This is a genomic window from Streptomyces muensis (assembly GCF_021474425.1).
In the GTDB taxonomy this organism is placed as follows: domain Bacteria; phylum Actinomycetota; class Actinomycetes; order Streptomycetales; family Streptomycetaceae; genus Streptomyces; species Streptomyces muensis.
This window is the reverse complement of record NZ_JAKEIP010000019.1, coordinates 20,158-37,909: the sequence shown is the minus strand read 5'-3', so window position 1 is coordinate 37,909 and position 17,752 is coordinate 20,158. Positions and strand designations below refer to the sequence as shown.

12 protein-coding genes are annotated in these 17,752 nt (G+C 70.9%); 8 read left to right on the top strand and 4 right to left on the bottom strand.

The window, feature by feature from the left end; translation table 11 throughout:
• Positions 1–42: 42 nt before the first annotated feature.
• The 4 genes from L0P92_RS07990 to L0P92_RS07975 all read left to right on the top strand — a co-directional run bounded on the left by L0P92_RS07990 (position 43) and on the right by L0P92_RS07975 (position 11,575).
• Positions 43–7,569, top strand: a complete 7,527-nt coding sequence (locus tag L0P92_RS07990) for a non-ribosomal peptide synthetase (RefSeq protein ID WP_234761795.1) — start codon at positions 43–45, stop codon at positions 7,567–7,569.
• Positions 7,570–7,756: 187 nt separating this feature from the next.
• Entirely contained in the window at positions 7,757–10,036 is a 2,280-nt protein-coding gene (locus tag L0P92_RS07985; protein WP_372497216.1) for an ABC transporter ATP-binding protein, read from the top strand.
• 22 nt (positions 10,037–10,058) lie between these two features.
• Positions 10,059–10,283, top strand: a complete 225-nt coding sequence (locus tag L0P92_RS07980; protein ID WP_234761793.1) for an MbtH family protein — start codon at positions 10,059–10,061, stop codon at positions 10,281–10,283.
• A 59-nt stretch (positions 10,284–10,342) separates the two neighbouring features.
• A complete protein-coding gene (locus tag L0P92_RS07975; protein ID WP_234761792.1) occupies positions 10,343–11,575 on the top strand; it encodes an acyl-CoA dehydrogenase family protein in 1,233 nt (410 codons plus the stop codon).
• Positions 11,576–11,611: 36 nt separating this feature from the next.
• Here L0P92_RS07975 and L0P92_RS07970 read toward each other — a convergent pair whose 3' ends face one another.
• Positions 11,612–11,857: a hypothetical protein gene (locus L0P92_RS07970; protein WP_234761791.1), complete on the bottom strand. Its 246-nt coding sequence runs from the start codon at positions 11,855–11,857 to the stop codon at positions 11,612–11,614.
• A 223-nt stretch (positions 11,858–12,080) separates the two neighbouring features.
• On the opposite strand from L0P92_RS07970, the gene L0P92_RS07965 reads away from it, so the two are divergent.
• The 3 genes from L0P92_RS07965 (at position 12,081) to L0P92_RS07955 (ending at position 13,625) form a co-directional block, all read left to right on the top strand.
• Positions 12,081–12,284 carry a DUF5132 domain-containing protein gene (locus tag L0P92_RS07965; protein WP_308289659.1) on the top strand — a complete coding sequence of 68 codons (204 nt, stop codon included), beginning with the start codon at positions 12,081–12,083 and terminating at the stop codon, positions 12,282–12,284.
• Between the two features lie 124 nt (positions 12,285–12,408).
• Positions 12,409–13,329: a HipA family kinase gene (locus tag L0P92_RS07960; RefSeq protein ID WP_234761789.1), complete on the top strand. Its 921-nt coding sequence runs from the start codon at positions 12,409–12,411 to the stop codon at positions 13,327–13,329.
• Between the two features lie 11 nt (positions 13,330–13,340).
• Positions 13,341–13,625: an Rdx family protein gene (locus L0P92_RS07955; RefSeq protein ID WP_372497215.1), complete on the top strand. Its 285-nt coding sequence runs from the start codon at positions 13,341–13,343 to the stop codon at positions 13,623–13,625.
• A gap of 15 nt (positions 13,626–13,640) precedes the next feature.
• Here the strand turns inward: L0P92_RS07955 and aceB are convergent, their stop codons facing one another.
• A complete protein-coding gene (aceB, locus tag L0P92_RS07950; protein ID WP_234761787.1) occupies positions 13,641–15,263 on the bottom strand; it encodes a malate synthase A in 1,623 nt (540 codons plus the stop codon).
• A 210-nt stretch (positions 15,264–15,473) separates the two neighbouring features.
• Positions 15,474–16,076: a nucleotidyltransferase family protein gene (locus L0P92_RS07945; protein WP_234761786.1), complete on the bottom strand. Its 603-nt coding sequence runs from the start codon at positions 16,074–16,076 to the stop codon at positions 15,474–15,476.
• 186 nt (positions 16,077–16,262) lie between these two features.
• On the opposite strand from L0P92_RS07945, the gene L0P92_RS07940 reads away from it, so the two are divergent.
• On the top strand, positions 16,263–16,574 hold the full coding sequence (locus L0P92_RS07940; RefSeq protein ID WP_234761785.1) for a DUF5955 family protein: 312 nt from the start codon (positions 16,263–16,265) through the stop codon (positions 16,572–16,574).
• A 137-nt stretch (positions 16,575–16,711) separates the two neighbouring features.
• Here L0P92_RS07940 and L0P92_RS07935 read toward each other — a convergent pair whose 3' ends face one another.
• Positions 16,712–17,509, bottom strand: coding sequence for an IclR family transcriptional regulator (locus L0P92_RS07935; RefSeq protein WP_234761784.1), 798 nt, complete (start codon positions 17,507–17,509; stop codon positions 16,712–16,714).
• Positions 17,510–17,752: the final 243 nt, after the last annotated feature.

Below are 17,752 nucleotides of genomic sequence, written 5' to 3'. Positions count from 1 at the left end.
TCGGTCGTGATCGGGAGTTCCGGCACCACAGGAGGTTCCTTGTTGTCCCCTCATCAGCTTCCCGCTCAGCATCGTGACACCCCCGCGCCGAAGCTCGACGACCCGGCCGAGTCGTCCGTGGAGATCCTTCCGGTGACCGCGGGGCAGCGCGAGGTCTGGCTCGCCGAGCAGCACTCCCCGGACCTCGGCCCGGCCCTGCGGCTTGGCGAGTACCTGGAGATCCACGGACCGGTCGATCCGGCCGTGTTCGAGACGGCACTGCGCCAAGTGGTGGACGAGACCGACGCGTTGCGGGTACGGCTGGTGTCCGGTGACGACGGCCCCGTCCAGATCCTGGAGAGGGCGCTGCCCTGGACGCTGACCTTCGTCGACGTCGGCGACGAACCCGACGCCGAGGCGGCCGCACGCGCGTGGATCTCCGCCGACCTGGCCCGGCCCATGGACCTGGCCCGCGGCCCGCTGTTCAGCTACGCCCTGTTCCGGCTGGCCCCGGACCGCCACTGGTGGTACCACACCTACCACCACGCCGCCGTGGACGCCTTCGGCTACTCGCTCGTGGCACGCCGGGTCGCGGAGGTGTACACGGCCCTGGTACGGGGCGACGAGACCGCCCCGAGTCCCTTCGGCGCGCTGTCGGAACTGGTCCGGGCCGACCAGGAGTACCGCGAGTCCACGGACCGCGCGGCGGACCGGGAGTACTGGACACGGCAGCTGTCCGGATGGGCGGGAACCGCGGCGGCCCCGCCCGCCACAGCGGACACGGCACCCGGCAGCCCGACACGCGGAGCCGTCCCGACGACCGAACTGCTGCCCCTCCCGCGTCCACGGGCACTGCGCGAGGCGGCCTCGCACGCCGGCGTCTCCCGCTTCCGGTTCGTGTTCGCCGCCGTGGCCCTGTTCACGCACCGACTCACCGGCGCCCAGGACGTGGTGATCGGGCTGACCGTGGCCGGCCGGGTCGGTGCGGCTTCCCGCACGACACCCGGGATGCTCGCCAACAGCGTTCCCGTACGCCTGACCGTCCGGCCCGACATGCCGCTCAGGGAGCTGCTGGCCCAGGTCGACGACCGGATGCGCGAGGCGGTGGAGCACCAGCGCTATCGCGCCGAGGAACTGCACCGCGATCTCGGGCTCTCGCGCGGGCCCGGCGTCGCGTTCTCGCCGATGGTCAACCTCATCGGGTTCGACTACGACATCTCCTTCGCGGGCCACCGGTGCACCGCGCACAATCTCTCCTTCCCGCTGGCCGCCGACCTGATGATCATGGTGTGGGACCGCCGGGACGGCTCCGGCCCGCACATGAGGCTGCACGCGCCGCCGGAGGCGCACGACACGGCCGAACTCGCCGACACCCAGCGGCGGTTGCTGAACCTCCTCGCGGACATGACGGACTTCGACCCCGACCGACCCGTCGGCGGCCTCGACGTGCTGTCGGCCGAGGAGCGGACGTCCCTGCTCGGGATCGGGGACGCCACCGCGGCCGGCCTGCCCGCCGTGGCGATGCCGGCGCTGTTCGAGCGGCAGGTGCGCCGAGCGCCGGACGCGACCGCGCTGGTGTCCGCGGGGACCACCGTGACCTACGGAGAGCTGAACGCGCGCGCCAACCGGCTCGCCCACGCGCTGGTGGCCCGCGGGATCGGCGCGGAGGACGTCGTCGCGCTCGTCCTGCCGCGCTCGGTGGACCTGATCGTGGCCGAGATCGCCGTACTCAAGGCGGGAGCCGCCTATCTGCCGGTCGACCCGGAATACCCGGCCGCGCGCAGGGAGTTCATGCTCGCCGACGCCGGCCCCGCCTGCGTACTCGACGACCCGCGGACCGTGGCCGAGCTGTCGCAGGGACAGCCGGAGACCGACCCGGGCATCGACGTGGACCCGAGGCACCCGGCGTATGTGATCTACACCTCAGGCTCGACGGGGAGGCCCAAGGGTGTGGTCGTGCCGCACACGGGCATCGCATCCCTGGTCGCGTTCCACACCGAGCGGCTGCGGATCACCCCCGACAGCAGGTTCCCGCAGCTGGCCTCGCCGAGTTTCGACGCCTCCACCTGGGAGTTGTGCGTCACCCTGCTGACCGGTGCCACTCTGGTGCTCGCCCCCGCCGCCGACCCGCTGTCCCTCCTCACCGACCCCGACGCGCGGATCACCCACGCCTTCGTACCGCCGTCGGCACTCGCCGTGGTGCCCGAACCGGACAGCTCCGTTTCGACGCTCGCGGTGGGCGGAGAGCCCGTTCCGCCGGCGCTGGTGCGGCGTTGGGCGCCGCACCGACGGTTCATGAACGTCTACGGGCCGACCGAGACGACCGCGATGGTGACCACGAGCCGGCCACTGGCCCCGGCGGGCACGACACCGCCGATCGGGGAACCCCACTCGGGCAGCCGTGCCTACGTCCTGAACGCCGCGCTGCAACCGGTGCCCGTCGGAACCGCCGGCGAGCTGTACCTGGCCGGAGTGTGCCTGGCCCGCGGCTATCTGCGCCGGCCCGCGCTCACGGCCGAGCGGTTCGTGGCCGACCCGTACGGCCCGCCGGGGACTCGGATGTACCGGACCGGCGACCTCGTCCGGTGGCGGGCTGACGGACAGCTGGAATACGTCGGCCGCACCGACCGCCAGGTCAAGATCCGCGGCTTCCGCATCGAGCAGGAAGAGGTCGAGGCCGCGCTGATCGCGTGCCCAGGCGTGACACAGGCCGCCGTGCTCGCCCGCCGGAGCGGACGCCAGGGCGACCTGCGGCTCATCGCCTACGTCGTGACGGACGAGGCGGGCGCGAAAGGGACGCCGGCGCTGCCACTGCGGGAACAACTGCGCGAGCGGCTGCCCGACTTCATGGTGCCCTCCGCGTTCGTGACGCTCGACGAACTGCCGCTGAACCCGAACGGAAAGATCGACCGCGACGCCCTGCCGGACCCGGACGACGACCCCGGCACCGCCGCCGGCGGGGCCCCGCGCACCCCACGCGAACAACTGCTGTGCGAGCTGTTCGCTGAGGTGCTCGGACTGTCCCGGGCCGGCGTGGACACCAACTTCTTCGACGCGGGCGGGCACTCCCTGCTGGCGATCCGCCTGATGTCCCGGATCCGCACCGTGCTCGGCGTGGAACTGAACCTCGGTGTCCTGTTCGAGGCGCCCACGGTCGCCCGACTCACGGCGAGGCTGGACCGGGCGGAAGGAGCCCGCCCGGCCGTCACCGTCGAGGAACGACCGGACGTCACCCCGCTGTCGTTCGCACAGCGCCGGCTGTGGTTCCTGCACCGCGCGGAGGGCCCCGGCGCCACCTACAACATCCCGCTGGTCCAGCGGCTCGTCGGCGCACTCGACCGGGAGGCACTGGAGAAGGCCCTCGGCGATGTGACGGGCCGGCACGAAAGCCTGCGTACGGTCTTCCCCGACGTCGACGGCGAGCCCCACCAGCGGATCATCGACGCGTCCGCCGCACGCCCCGTGCTGCCGGTGACCGAGGTCGACGACGAGGAGGCGCTGCACGCGCTGCTGGCGGAATCCGTCCGGTACGCGTTCGACCTGGCGATCGAGCCACCGCTGCACGCCGAACTGTTCGCGCTGGGCCCCGACGAGCACGTCCTGGCGATCACGATCCACCACATCGCCGCCGACGGCTGGTCCCTGGCCCCGCTGGCCCGCGATCTGGCCACCGCCTACGCCGCCCGGCGCCAGGGCAGGGCACCCGAGTGGGAACCGCTGCCCGCGCGGTACACCGACTACACCCTGTGGCAGCGCCGGCTCCTGGGCGACCCCGACGACCCCGAGGGCCTCGTCAACCGCCAACTCGCCCACTGGTCCACGGCGTTGGCGGGCCTGACCGAGGAACTCACGCTGCCCTACGACCGCCCCCGTCCCGCCGTCGCCTCCTACCGAGGCGGCAGGGTCCCCCTGAGCGTCGACGCCGAGCTGCACACGGCGCTGACCGAGCTGGCCTCCCGTACGGGAACGAGCCTGTCCATGGTGTTGCACGCCGGGCTCGCGGCGCTCCTGACCAAGCTGGGCGCGGGCACCGACCTCCCGGTCGGCACCATGATCGCCGGCCGCACCGACCAGGCCCTGGACGATCTGGTGGGGTTCTTCGTCAACACGCTCGTGCTGCGCACGGACACCTCCGGCGACCCCGCCTTCAGCCGGCTGCTGGAGCGTGTCCGCGACACAGCGCTGACCGCCTACGCCCACCAGGACGTGCCCTTCGAGCAGCTCGTGGAGTCGCTGAACCCGCCTCGGTCCACGGGCCGGCACCCGCTGTTCCAGGTCGCGCTCTCCGTCGACGCCGATGAAGCCGCCGTCTTCGCGCTGCCCGGCCTCAAGACGTCCAGGATCGCGGTGCCGACGTCGACCGCCAAGTTCGACCTCGACATCGGCGTCTGTGAACGGCGCTCCGACGACGGCGCGTGCCTCGGCCTGGCGGGGACCCTCGACTACGCCACCGACCTGTTCGACCACGACACGGTTCAGGACCTCGCCGCGCGCTGGGTGCGACTGCTGACGGCCGTCGCCCGCGACCCGGACCGGCCGCTCAGCCGCATCGACGTACTCTCCGCCGACGAACGCCGCCTCCTGGTGGGAGCGGACGACCGCACCCCGGTGACGCAGGCTCCGGGCACCGTTCCCGAGCTGTTCCACGCACAGGTGCGGGCCACCCCCGACGCGCTCGCCGTGGTGGCGGACGACACCACCCTGACCTACGCCGAGTTGAACGCCCAGGCCAACCGGCTCGCGCACGCGCTCACCGCTCGTGGCGTCGGCGTCGAGGACGTCGTGGCCCTCGCCCTGCCGCGGTCGAGCGCTCTGGTCGTGGCCGTTCTCGCCGTGCTCAAGGCCGGGGCCGCTTATCTGCCACTGGATCCGCAGTACCCGGCGCGGCGGATCGCGCTGATGGTCGAGGACGCACGGCCCGCCCTGCTCCTCACGGATACGGCCACGGACACGGTTACGGCCACCGCTGCGGTCGGCAGGGATATCCCGCGCCTGGTGCTGGACGCGCCGGACACCGAGGAGGCCTTGAAGGCGCTGCCGGTGGCCGACCCGGTGACCGGGCTGTCTCCCGACCACCCGGCCTACGTGATCCACACCTCGGGATCGACCGGGACGCCGAAGGGCGTCGTCGCCCGGCACGCGAGCGTCGTCAATGTGGCCGCACGCTATCGGACTGAGGTGTTCGGACCGGCGGCCGAGCGACTCGGAGGCCGGCCGCTGCGGGTGGCCCTGACCGCCTCGGTGTCCTTCGACGCCTCATGGGGCCAGCTGTCCGCCCTGCTCGACGGGCATGAGCTGCATGTTCCCGACGCCGCCACCTGGGTGGACGCGGACAGGTTCCTGCCCTGGCTGGCCGACCACCGCATCGACAGTCTCGACGTCACGCCGTCGTACCTGCGCGTCCTGTCCGACAACGGCCTGTTCACGAACGAGCGGTGGCGGCCGAGCGTGGCGGTGCTCGGGGGCGAGGAACTACCGGACCGGTTGTGGCGGGAACTCCGCGCGGTGGACGGACTGGTGGCCCACAACATGTACGGACCGACCGAGTGCACCGTGGACTCCTTGCAGGCGCGGCTGGACGCCACCGGGACGCCGGTCCTCGGACGACCGATTCCCGGCTCCCGGGCCTATGTGCTGGACGCCGCCCTGCGGCCGGTGCCGCCCGGAGTGACCGGCGAGCTGTACGTCGCCGGCGTCGGCCTGGCGCGCGGCTACCTGCGTCGCCCGGGCACCACGGCCCAGCGGTTCGTGGCCGACCCCTACGGCCCGCCGGGAACGCGGATGTACCGCACCGGCGACCTGGCCCGCCGCCGTCCCGACGGGCAACTCGTCTTCGCCGGCCGGTCGGACGACCAGATCAAGGTGCGTGGCCATCGCGTCGAACCCGGGGAGATCGAAGCCGCCCTGTGCACCCACCCCGGGATCGCCCAGGCCGCCGTATCTGCCCACGACGACCGCGGCGGCGGCACCCGTCTGGTCGCCTGCACCGTGCCGGCCACCCGGGCCGAGGTCGACCCGGGCGATCTGCGTGCCTTCCTACTGGAGCGTCTGCCCGCCCACATGGTGCCCGCCGCGTTCGTCACGCTGGACGCCCTGCCGCTCACCCCGAACGGCAAACTCGACCGTGCCGCCCTCCCCGCGCCGGACCTCGCCAAGTCAGCGGCAAGGCACGGCACTTCCCCGCGCACCCCGCAGGAGCGGACGCTGTGCGAGCTGTTCGCCGAGGTGCTGGGCGTGCCCGAGGTCGGTGTCGACGACGACTTCTTCGCCCTCGGGGGCCACTCCCTGCTCGCCGTCCGCCTGGCCGGCCGGATCGGTGAGACCCTGGCCGCCCCCTTCAGCCTGTCGATGCTCCTGGAGGCACCGACCCCGGCGGCACTGGCCCGGTACCTCGGCACGGACACCGCTCGCACCGCACCCTCGGCGGTGCCGGACTCGGAAGCCAAGCTGAGCCCCGCCCTGCGGTTCACCTCCGCCGCCCAGCCGGCCGACGGGCCCCGCGAGATCCTCTTGACCGGCGCCACGGGCTTCGTCGGCGCTCACCTGCTGGCCGAGCTGCTGCACAGGACGACGGCCCGGGTGCACTGCCTCGTCCGGGCACACAGCGACGCCGAGGCACGCGAGCGGCTGGCCGCCGCCCTGCGGGGCCACGGCATCGAGGCAGCGCCGGACGATGCGCGGCTGAGCGTCGTCCGGGGCGACCTCGCCTCCGGTGACCTAGGCCTGGACCCGGGGGACTGGACACGGCTGCGCGAGGACGTCGACACGATCGTCCACAGCGGCGCCCGGGTCCATCACCTCTCGCCCTACGCCCGGTTGAAGCCCGCCAACGTGCAGGGCACGCGCACCCTGCTGCACCTGGCGGGCGAGGGCCGGCCGAAGGCGATGCACCACCTGTCGACCCTCGCGGTGTTCCGGGCCGGCCAAGAGCCCCGTGCGGTCACGGAGAAGTCGGCGATCGACGGTGAGCGGCATCCGTACGGGCGGGGCTACGCGGCCAGCAAGTGGGTGGCCGACCGCCTCGTGGAGCGTGCCTTCGAACGGGGAGCGAGCGGCGCCATCCACCGCCTCGGCCGCATCTGGGCGCACACCTCGACCGGCGCCGTCAACCGGGACGACATGTTCTCCAGGCTGCTCACCAGTTGCGCGGCGCTGGGCTGCCATCCGGCGGATCCGGGACTGCGGGAGGCCTTGCTTCCCGTCGACGTCGTAGCCCGCGCCGTCGTCGAGCTGCTGCCGGGCGGCGGCGATCGGGCGGACAGGGTGCACCACCTTCACCACCCGCACACGGTCGGGCCCGGCGCCTTCATGGCCGTCCGCGACCGGATGCGGGGCACGCGCTCGGAGGAACTCCCGCTCACGGACTGGCTGCAACGCCTGCGCCGGGCGAGCGAACGCGGTCAGCAGCTGCCGATCCTGCCCTACCAGGGGTATCTGGAGGAGTACGCCAAGGACGCGGAATCGGCACCGGACCAGGCGCTGAGGTTCGACAACGACCGAACCGTCCGAAGGCTGCGGGAACTGGGCGTCGCCGTACCGGAGATCGACGAGACGGCGATGGCCGGCTACTGGAGCTTCATCGAACGGTGAGGCATGCCGTCTCGCACGGCGACAGATCGACACGACCGCAGCCCGCCCCCTTGAGAAACCGGTGATCGTTGCGATGACCTTGGTCGCAAGCCCACCCGTCAATTCCCTGATGACACCCCGTCCTCGTTCCCGGCTCAGGCTGACACCGCGCTCGGTCGTTCCCGGTCGTCAACGCTGGGACGTGGACGTGATCCGCGGCAGACCGGCCCTGGCCCGGCTCACCGAGGAATCACTCCACCGAACGCCGGGCATCGACGAGGCACGCGTCAACCCGGTGACCGGCCGGGTGCTGCTGAGGCATGACCGCGCCGTCAGCCCGCGCGAGGCGGCCCGGTTGCTGCGCCGGGCCGTCGAACAGGTCCTGGCGGACCTGCGTACGGCCACCACACACATGCTGAGCCGCGCCTCGGCCCCACGGCCGGTGACCACCGAACCGGGCGCAGGGCGCGCGGGCACCGCTCGTCACCTCGGCCGTACGGCAGGACCCGGCAGGAAGCGCTCCGGTGCCGGGCGCTGGCTTCCCAGGGTGCTCGCGGTCGGCGGTGCGGCAGCGGCGGCCGTCGCCGGAGGGCCGTTCCTCCTCAGGCTGCTCAGCCGCCCGCTGATCACGCTCGGCCTGGCAGCCGCGGCGACCGCGGGTGTCGTACGTCAGGCGTGGCGCAGAGCCGACCACGCCCGGGAGCAGTCGGGCGAAGCCGCCCCACGCCGCCACGCGGTCCGGCGCATCATCGGGCGGCACCGACGGAAGTTCGGCATCGCGGCACTGCTGTCGGGGCTCTCGCAGCTGGCCGAGATGACCCTGTTCGCCCTGACCCCGTCGATCGTGCTGTTGGTCGCCAGGGGCGGCAGCGCCACCCTCGCCAGGCTCGGAGTTTCAGGAGTCTTCGCCCAGTTGGCGACTCTCGCCGGCGCCGCCGGGCTGGCGACGCTCGCCATGGCGGGCTTCGGCTACGGTGCCGGCGTCGTCTGGCGCGGGCTGGCCCAGGACGTCGAGGACGACTGGCGCACCCGCACCTACGCGCACATCCAGCAAGTCGCTCCGGCCGATCTCGAGAACGAGCGCATCAGCCGCGTCAACACCGTCCTGTCCGAGGACATCAGCCAGCTGGGCAACTTCGTCGGTTCGAGCATGCACGACATCGTGCAGCTGGGGGCCAGTCTCGCGCTGCTCGTCCCCATGTTCCTCCTGCTCGCTCCACAGATCGCCTGGGTCGCGTTCGCCCCGGTCCCGGTCGTGGCCTGGCTGTCCTTCCGCTTCCACGAACGGGCGGTCGCCGGCACCGCCCTCGCCGGCGAACACCGGGCCCGGCTGAACAGCCGCGTCACCGAGAACCTCCACGCCCACACCACCGTCAAGTCCGCCACCACCGAAGAGCACGAGATCGCACGCGTCGGCGAACTGAACCGGAAGCACAGCGAAGTCAGCCGCGCCACCGGACGCAGCGCCGCGCTGCCACCCCAGATCCTGCGGCTGGCCGGCGGTTCGGCCCTGGTCGGCACGGTGCTGCTGGGCGGCCGGGCCGTGCTGCGCGGCGAACTGCCGACCGCGTCGTTCGGCCCGCTGATCGAACTCCCGGGCATCGCCATGCTGCGGCTGTCCCGCCTCGGCAACGTCACCGACCAGTACCAGCGCACCCTCACCGCCCTGGACCGGGTGGAGCGGCTGCACGATCTCCCCGTCGAGCCCGCCACCGGGGGTCGGCAACTGCCCGCCCGCCAGGTGCGGGGGAGGATCGAACTGCGCGGCGTCAGCTTCTCGTATCCCGGCCGGCCACCGGTGCTGCGGGACACCTCCCTGGTCATTCCCGCGGGTGAGACCACCGCCATCGTCGGTACCACCGGCGCCGGCAAGACCACCGTCGCCAAACTCCTCATGCGCTTCCGCCATCCAGACCGGGGGCAGGTGCTGCTCGACGGCACCGACGTGCGCACCCTCTCCCTGCCCGACGTGCGCCGTGCGATCGGGTACGTGACCCAGGAACCGTTCCTGTTCGACGCGACGATCGCGGAGAACATCCGCTACGGCACCTTCCACGCCACCGACGAGCAACTCGTCGCCGCCGCCCGCACCGCCGGGGCGGACACGTTCATCGACAGCCTGCCCGACGGCTACGCCACTCGGGTCGGCGAACGGGGCGCCGCACTGTCCGGCGGTCAGAAACAGCGCATCGCGCTGGCCCGTACGATCCTGCGCGATCCGCCGGTCGTCATTCTCGACGAGGCGACCTCCGCGATCGACAACGAGACCGAGGCCATGATCCAGAAGGCGCTTCAGGTGTTCGGCACGGGCCGCACGATGGTCGTCATCGCCCACCGGCTGTCCACGGTCCAGAACGCCGACCGGATCCATGTCATGGGCCCCGGCGGCGTGGTGGCGGAGCAAGGGACGCACGAGGAACTCGTGGCGCGCGGTGGTGTCTACGCCAACCTGTGGAAATTGCAGGTCGGCGAACCCGCACCCGCGTAACCATCACATCAGGAGTACCGAAATGACGCAGGCGACCAATCCGTTCGACGACGACGAGGCCCGATTCCTGGTGCTGGTGAACGGCGAGGGCCAGCACTCGCTGTGGCCGGCCTTCGCCGACGTACCCGAAGGCTGGCTTCTCGCTCACCCGGAGGACACCCGGCAGGCGTGCCTGGACTACGTCGAGAAGGCCTGGACCGACATGCGGCCGCGCAGCCTCGCCGAGGCCAAGGGCGATGGGGGGTAGGGCCGTTGACCGACGACACCGGAGTGCCCGATCACCCCTCGAGTTCTAGGACACCGGACGTGTATTCACCAGAATTCTGTGCCGTTCTCGACCGATATCCCGCACTGAACGAATTCACTTCCCGAGTCGTCGACTTCCTGGACAGACACCTGCCCGAGCCCGTCACGCAGGAGGCGGCCCAGCCGCCCTGGCTCCGTCTGCGCGAGTGTGCCGCCCAGGCCGGCCTGACGGGGTTCGACCTCGCGTGCGCCACGGTCGTTCCGGACGGCCTCGAACGGGTGGCCCAGGGGCTGGCGATGTTCCTCGCCGGACGACGGGACTGCGACGCACGGGAGATCTTCAGCTCGGGCCACGCGGCGATGGCCCTCCGGTACGGCGCGCCCGACATCGTGCGGTCGGTCCGCGACCTCGTCGTGAACCGTGGCGCGCTGGCGGGGGTGGCGTCGAGCGAACCGCACTCCGGGTCGGATCTGCGCGGGTTGCGGACCGTGGCCGTCGACCACGGCGACCATTTACTGCTCTCGGGCACGAAGGGCCTGGTCAGCCGGGTCGAGGAGGCCACCGGATTCGTCGTCTTCTGCAAGGTGGTCGGTCCCGAGCAGGCTGCCGTGCTGGACCCTGGCGGCGCGGCACTGCGGCAGGTGCCGTTGTCGGCGCTGTGGCTGTCGATGGACACCGTCGGCGTCCTGACCGAGACGGCCGCGCCGCTCGGCCTGCGGGGGTGGAGCCTCGGGCACCTGCATTTCGACAACGTGCGCCTGGGCAAGGACAGCCTGCTCGGGGATCCCGGCGACGGCCGGCGGATCTTCGACACGCACTTCTCGGGCTGGCGGCTGATGATGGCGCTGGTCTGCCTGGGCGCGGCCACCGCCGCGATCGAGGAGACGATGGCCCGTACCCGCCGGCGCAGCGTGGGCCGGATGTCGCTGGCGAACGTCCCCTCCGTCGCCTCCCGGCTCGGCACCGCGGCGGCCGAGGTCCAAGCGGCCACCGCCTGGTGCTTCTCCCTGCTGGAGAGGGACCGGCAGGACGGCGACGAGGTGGACGTGGCGGCGTGCTCCGCCGCCAAGGCCCTTGCCACGGACGCTTCCTACCGCGCCGTCGACATCGGTCTCCAACTCCACGGCAGCGACGGATACACCTGTCACACCCCCATGGAGAAACGCCTGCGTGACATCCGGGGGCTCCGCATCGCGGACGGCCCCAACGACACCCTCTACAGCGTTCTGGCGCACTCCCTGCTCACGGGTTCCCGACCGAGCCCGTTCCTGGTGGCGCAGCGGCAGGGCTGAACCACCGGAAAAAGATCGAGGACTTCTTCGGGCCGTTCAAGCGAGTTTGTCCCTGAGCATCGAGAGATAGAAGGGAAGCTTTTGGACGGCCCTTTTAGGAACCACATAGACTTCCACGCTGCCCTGGAGATGGTCGTTGATGGTCAGCGTGCACTGTCCTTTTGTGTGGCGCACTTCGGCGGAATAGAGAACTTCTGCCGACGTCGTTTCAGCGGGAACGTGCTCCTCGCCGGTCGCAGAATTTTCCAATTTCAACTCCAGACTCAGTATCAACTTCCGCATTGCAAACAGTAATCCACTGGCTGACGCAGAAGATCGACTGAACAGGGGTTTTACCCGAAAGAGTGAACATCGGGAACCGCCCTGGTGGGCATGCTGCTTAGGGCGTTAACGTCGGATTCCGACGACGTTGCCGGTTTAAAACCGAAATGATACGAGAAGGGGTTGCGCCACTATGCTTCCTGTGATTCCCGTCTTCTTGTTGGGGGCGGCTTCGGCGCCTCTGGTGAAGAAACTCTTCCGTGGGACTGTGAAGTCCTCCGTAAAACTTGTCCTGGACGCCAAGCGGGTCGCGCACGAGATCAACGAGGACCTGAGCGACATCGCCGCCGAAGCGACCGCGGAAGTATTCGCCTCCGACCTTCAGGAGGGGGCGGACGTACCACGGCAGCCAACCAAGAAGACCCGCTCGACAAGCGCGACCACGTGATTTCACACGCTTGAGAAATCGCGGAACTCGCCCATTTCCTGCCCTGCGTCAAGCGCGGGGCAGCGGTGTGTGGTTACTATGCTCACTTCGTACCGGAGGTCGAAAGCAGTAGGACAAGAAGGTCATGGAGCCTGGCACAGCGCTCAGGGAGGTCACGGCCACCCGCTACGTCACCCCGCTGAGGTCCGGCGGCTCCGTCCCCGGAGTCGTCGAAGCCGACGACCTCGGCACGTACGTCGTCAAGTTCACCGGTTCCGCACAGGGCCGCAAGGCGCTGGTCGCCGAGGTGATCGTCGGTGAGCTGGCCCGCGCGCTCGGACTGCGCTTCCCCGAACTGGTCCTGGTCCACTTCGACCCGGTGATCGCCGACAGCGAGCCCCACCAGGAGGTGCGGGAGCTCCACGGCGCGAGCGCCGGCGTCAACCTCGGCATGGACTATCTGCCGGGCGCGAAGGACTTCACCCCGGAGGTCGCCGAGACCTTCCGCGTCGACCCGCTGGAGGCGGGCCGGATCGTCTGGCTGGACGCCCTGACCGCGAACGTCGACCGTACGGTCCACAGCTCCAACCTGATGGTCTGGCCGACGCTCGGAACCGTCCCGCCCCGCCTGTGGCTGATCGACCACGGCGCCGCCCTCGTCTTCCACCACCGCTGGGACGGCTCCGACCCCGAGAAGGCGTACGACTTCCGCCACCACGCCCTCGGCCACTACGGGCCCGACGTGCGCGCCGCCGACGCCGAACTCGCGCCCAGGGTGACCGAAGAACTGCTGCGCGCGATCGTCGCGGAGGTACCGGACGCCTGGCTCACCGACTTCGCCTCGCCCGGCGAGGCCCGCGAGGCCTATGTGACGTACCTCCACACGCGCGTGCGGGCGTCCGCGGCCTGGCTGCCCACCGAGTTCCCCAGCCGTGCGGAACTCGCGGCCGAAGAGGCCCGGCGCGCGGCCAGGACCCAGCAAGGTCGGCCGAACTGGCTCAAGCGGGTCCCCGACCTGCACGGCAAGCCGGCCGCTGAACAGGATTGGTCGGTGCACCTCGGATGACGGAGGCTGCTGTGAGCGGGTCGGGCCGGGTCGAGATCGAGTACTGCACCCAGTGCGGATGGCTGCCCCGCGCGGCCTGGCTGGCGCAGGAACTGCTCACGACCTTTGAGGCGGAACTGACCGAACTGGCGCTGAAGCCCGGCAAGGGCGGCATCTTCGTCGTCCGCGTCGACGACGAGATCATCTGGGACCGCCGGGAGCAGGGGTTCCCGGAGCCGACGGCCGTCAAGCGGGCCGTACGCGACCGAGTGGCCCCGGGAAAGTCCCTGGGCCACTCGGACAAGCCTGCTTCCTGAAACCGCCGAAGCCGGTCAGCCCTTGAGCTGCTCGTACGCCGGCAGCGTCAGGAAGTCCGCGTAGTTCTCGTCGAGGGAGACCTCCAGGAGCAGGTCGTGGGCCTGCTGCCAGTGGCCGGCCGCGAAGGCCTCCTCGCCGATCTCGGCGCGGATGTTCGCCAGTTCCTCGGCGGCGACCTTGCGGGCGAGCTCCGGGGTGGCCTGCTCGCCGTTCTCGAACTCGACGCCCGCGTTGATCCACTGCCAGATCTGGGAGCGGGAGATCTCGGCGGTGGCCGCGTCCTCCATGAGGTTGAAGATGGCGACGGCGCCGAGACCGCGCAGCCAGGCCTCGATGTAGCGGATGCCGACCTGGACGGCGTTGACCAGGCCCGGGTACGTCGGCTTGGCGTCCAGGGAGTCGACGGCGATCAGGTCGGCGGCCTGGACGGAGACGTCCTCGCGGAGGCGGTCCTTCTGGTTCGGCTTGTCGCCGAGGACCTTGTCGAAGGACTCCATGGCGATCGGGACCAGGTCGGGGTGGGCGACCCAGGAGCCGTCGAAGCCGTCGCCGGCCTCGCGGTCCTTGTCGGCGCGGACCTTCTCGAAGGCCACCTTGTTGACCTCGGCGTCCCGGCGGGACGGGATGAACGCCGCCATGCCGCCGATCGCGTGCGCGCCGCGCTTGTGGCAGGTGCGGACGAGGAGTTCGGTGTACGCGCGCATGAACGGGGCCGTCATCGTCACCGCGTTGCGGTCCGGCAGGACGAACTTGGCGCCGCCGTCACGGAAGTTCTTGACGATGGAGAACAGGTAGTCCCAGCGGCCGGCGTTCAGCCCGGAGGCGTGGTCGCGCAGCTCGTAGAGGATCTCCTCCATCTCGTACGCGGCCGTGATCGTCTCGATCAGGACGGTCGCGCGGACGGTGCCCTGCGGGATGCCGACGTAGTCCTGCGCGAAGACGAACACGTCGTTCCAGAGGCGGGCCTCCAGGTGCGACTCCGTCTTCGGGAGGTAGAAGTACGGGCCCTTGCCGAGGTCGATGAGGCGCTGGGCGTTGTGGAAGAAGTACAGGCCGAAGTCGACGAAGGCGCCGGGGACCTGCTCGCCGTCGATCTGGAGGTGACGCTCGTTCAGGTGCCAGCCGCGCGGGCGCATGACGACGGTCGCGAGCTCGTCGTTCGGGCGCAGGGCGTACGACTTGCCGGACGCCGGGTCGGTGAAGTCGATGTTGCGCGTGTAGGCGTCGGCCAGGTTGATCTGGCCCAGGACGACGTTCTCCCAGGTCGGGGCGGAGGCGTCCTCGAAGTCGGCGAGCCAGATCCGGGCGCCCGAGTTGAGGGCGTTGATGGTCATCTTGCGGTCGGTGGGACCGGTGATCTCGACCCGGCGGTCCTGGAGCGCGGGCGGGCACGGGGCCACCCGCCAGGAGTCGTCCGCGCGGATCGCGGCGGTCTCCGGGAGGAAGTCGAGGGTGGAGGTGCGGGCGATCTCGGCGCGGCGCTCCGCACGGCGGGCGAGGAGTTCGTCACGCCGGGGCGTGAACCGGCGGTGCAGCTCGGCCAGGAAGGCGAGGGCCGCCTCGGTGAGGACCTCCTCCTGCCGGGGCAGGGGCTCGGCGTCGACGATGGCCAGCGGGGACGGCGCTGGTGCGGACATGAGCTGTCACTTCCTTCAGCGAGCTACGTGGACGAGCTGTCGAGCTTCTGGCACCGGGTGCCAGTCTTCCCGGATACGGCTAGCGGCGCCCGCGGGGCAGGCGAGCGCTTCTGAACAGTGGATACTAGTTTCCTCATGGTGGAAGTTCAATCGTTTGTTGATATCGAGATTCTCTGAGTCGAGGCAACGTGGCTCTGGGTGCCACCGCACTCACTCAAGGTGCGTGAGATCGGCCTCCGTGTCGATGTCGTACGGCTGTGCCACGTCCCCGCACTCGACGAGCCCGATAGCGTCCTCGTGGTCCTTCAGATAGGCGCGTGCCCCTCGGTCGCCGGTCGCAGTCACCGCGATGCCCGCCCAGTGGGCGGCGCCGAAGAGCACGGGGTGGCCGCGTACGCCGTCATAGGCGGCCGCGACGAGCGAACTCTCGTCCTCGTACGCGGCGAGCACGCGCGCGACCGCCTCCGGGCCGATGCCGGGCTGGTCGACCAGTGACACGAGCGCCGCCCGCGCGCCCGTGCCGGTCAGCGAGTCGAGCCCGGCGCGCAGGGACGAACCCATGCCCTCGGCCCAGTCCGGGTTCTCCACCAGTACGCAGTCACCGAGTTCCGCCTGCTCGCGTACGGCGTCGGCCCGCGCCCCCAGCACCACGTGCACGCGGGTGCAGCCGGCCGCGCGCAGCACGGCGACGGCGTGCTCGACGAGCGGGCGGCCGCGGTGCCGGAGCAGGGCCTTGGGGCGTCCGCCGAGCCGTCGTCCGCCGCCGGCGGCGAGCAGCAGACCGGCGACCGGCGGGGCTTGTTTCTCCGTCATGCGTCCTGCATACCTGACGGCCGCAAGACCGCCGGGTCTCCTTGGACTGAATTTCGGTCCGCACGGTGGCGCGCCCGGCAGTGGTGGCGTTTACTGACCCGCGTCCCCGGCGCCCCGACCACCGTCAAGGGGACTCGGCGGGGGACGCGTACTGCAGGCGCACGACGGCGTGCGAGGGGGGTTGCTTTGCTGCGGAGCTTGGGGCAGAGGCCGGTGACGGGCAGCGACGAGGATCTGAGGGTGGTGGAACTGCGGTCGGCGGTGTCTCGCCTGCGCCGCGAACTCGCCGCGCATCCGGCCGAGTTCCCTGATCGGGGTATCGCTGAGGATGAACTCGCCGCGCTTGCCGCGATGGCGATCGACGGGGTGCCGGAGACTCCGCGGCTGCGGAGGTCGCTGCTGGTGATCGCGGGGGCGATCGGGTCGGTGAGCGCGCTGTCTCCGGGGCTTACGCGGGTGCGCGACGCGGTGGAGCTGTTCGGGGAGCCGCGGCGGTAGAAGGGGCTCCGCCCCTCCGACCCCGCCAGGGGGCTGCCGCCCCCTGGACCCCCGCTGTCGGCCCTCCGGGCCTCGTCCTCAAGCGCCGGACGGGCTGGAAAGGTCCGGACCGGCGCTGAGAAGCCGGACCTCCAGTCTCAGGCGTGGTTCTGGGTGGCCAGTGCCTCGGAGAGTTCGCCGGCGACCTGTTGGAGCACCGGCACGATCTTCTCGGTCGCTGCCTCCGTGACGCGGCCGGCGGGGCCGGAGATCGAGATCGCCGCCGCGGTGGGGGAGTCGGGTACGGAGACGGCGAGGCAGCGGACGCCGATCTCCTGTTCGTTGTCGTCGACCGCGTAGCCGGTGCGGCGTACGTCCTCCAGGGCCGCAAGGAAGCCGTCCGGAGTGGTGATCGTCTTCTCGGTCGCGGCCGGCATGCCGGTGCGGGACAGCAGGGCCCGCACCTCCTCCGGCGGGAACCCGGCGAGGAGGGCCTTCCCGACGCCCGTGGAGTGCGGGAGGACGCGCCGGCCCACCTCGGTGAACATGCGCATCGAGTGCTTGGACGGCACCTGGGCGACGTAGACGATCTCGTCGCCGTCGAGCAGGGCCATGTTCGCGGTCTCGCCGGTCTCCTCGACCAGTCGGGCGAGGTAGGGACGGGCCCAGGTGCCCAGCAGTCGGGAGGCGGACTCGCCGAGGCGGATCAGGCGGGGGCCGAGGGCGTAGCGGCGGTTGGGCTGCTGGCGGACGTATCCGCACGCCACGAGGGTCCGCATGAGGCGGTGGATGGTGGGCAGCGGCAGCCCGCTGCTCGCGGACAGCTCGCTCAGGCCGACCTCGCCGCCGGCGTCCGCCATCCGCTCGAGCAGGTCGAAGGCGCGCTCAAGGGACTGGACACCACCACCGTTGTTGGCTTTGGCGGCGTCGGTGGTGCTGGCGTTGGACGTCGGCACGGCGCGTTCCTTTCGGGACCGGTGGGAAGGGCAGAAGCCTACCCGCCAGTCGGTTGACTCCCCGCTTGTGCATAGCTACGTTCTGCTTGCCGAAATTATAATTCCACTTTGTGGAAACGTACAGAGAGTATGAGGTGGGTGCACTGTGGAGAAGTGTGCCCTTGACGGCGCGGGAACGGGAGTGAAGACTCCTTCAACAGAAAGTTGAATTCCGTCACGCGGAAGACAATGGCGGCAGAGAGG

Bases quoted from the DNA above. Each gene is read 5' to 3' on its own strand.
- L0P92_RS07970 (WP_234761791.1), bottom strand. From the start codon at position 11,857: ATGCGGAAGTTGATACTGAGTCTGGAGTTGAAATTGGAAAATTCTGCG.
- aceB (WP_234761787.1), bottom strand. From the start codon at position 15,263: ATGTCCGCACCAGCGCCGTCCCCGCTGGCCATCGTCGACGCCGAGCCC.
- L0P92_RS07960 (WP_234761789.1), top strand. From the start codon at position 12,409: ATGGAGCCTGGCACAGCGCTCAGGGAGGTCACGGCCACCCGCTACGTC.
- L0P92_RS07980 (WP_234761793.1), top strand. From the start codon at position 10,059: ATGACGCAGGCGACCAATCCGTTCGACGACGACGAGGCCCGATTCCTG.
- L0P92_RS07945 (WP_234761786.1), bottom strand. From the start codon at position 16,076: ATGACGGAGAAACAAGCCCCGCCGGTCGCCGGTCTGCTGCTCGCCGCC.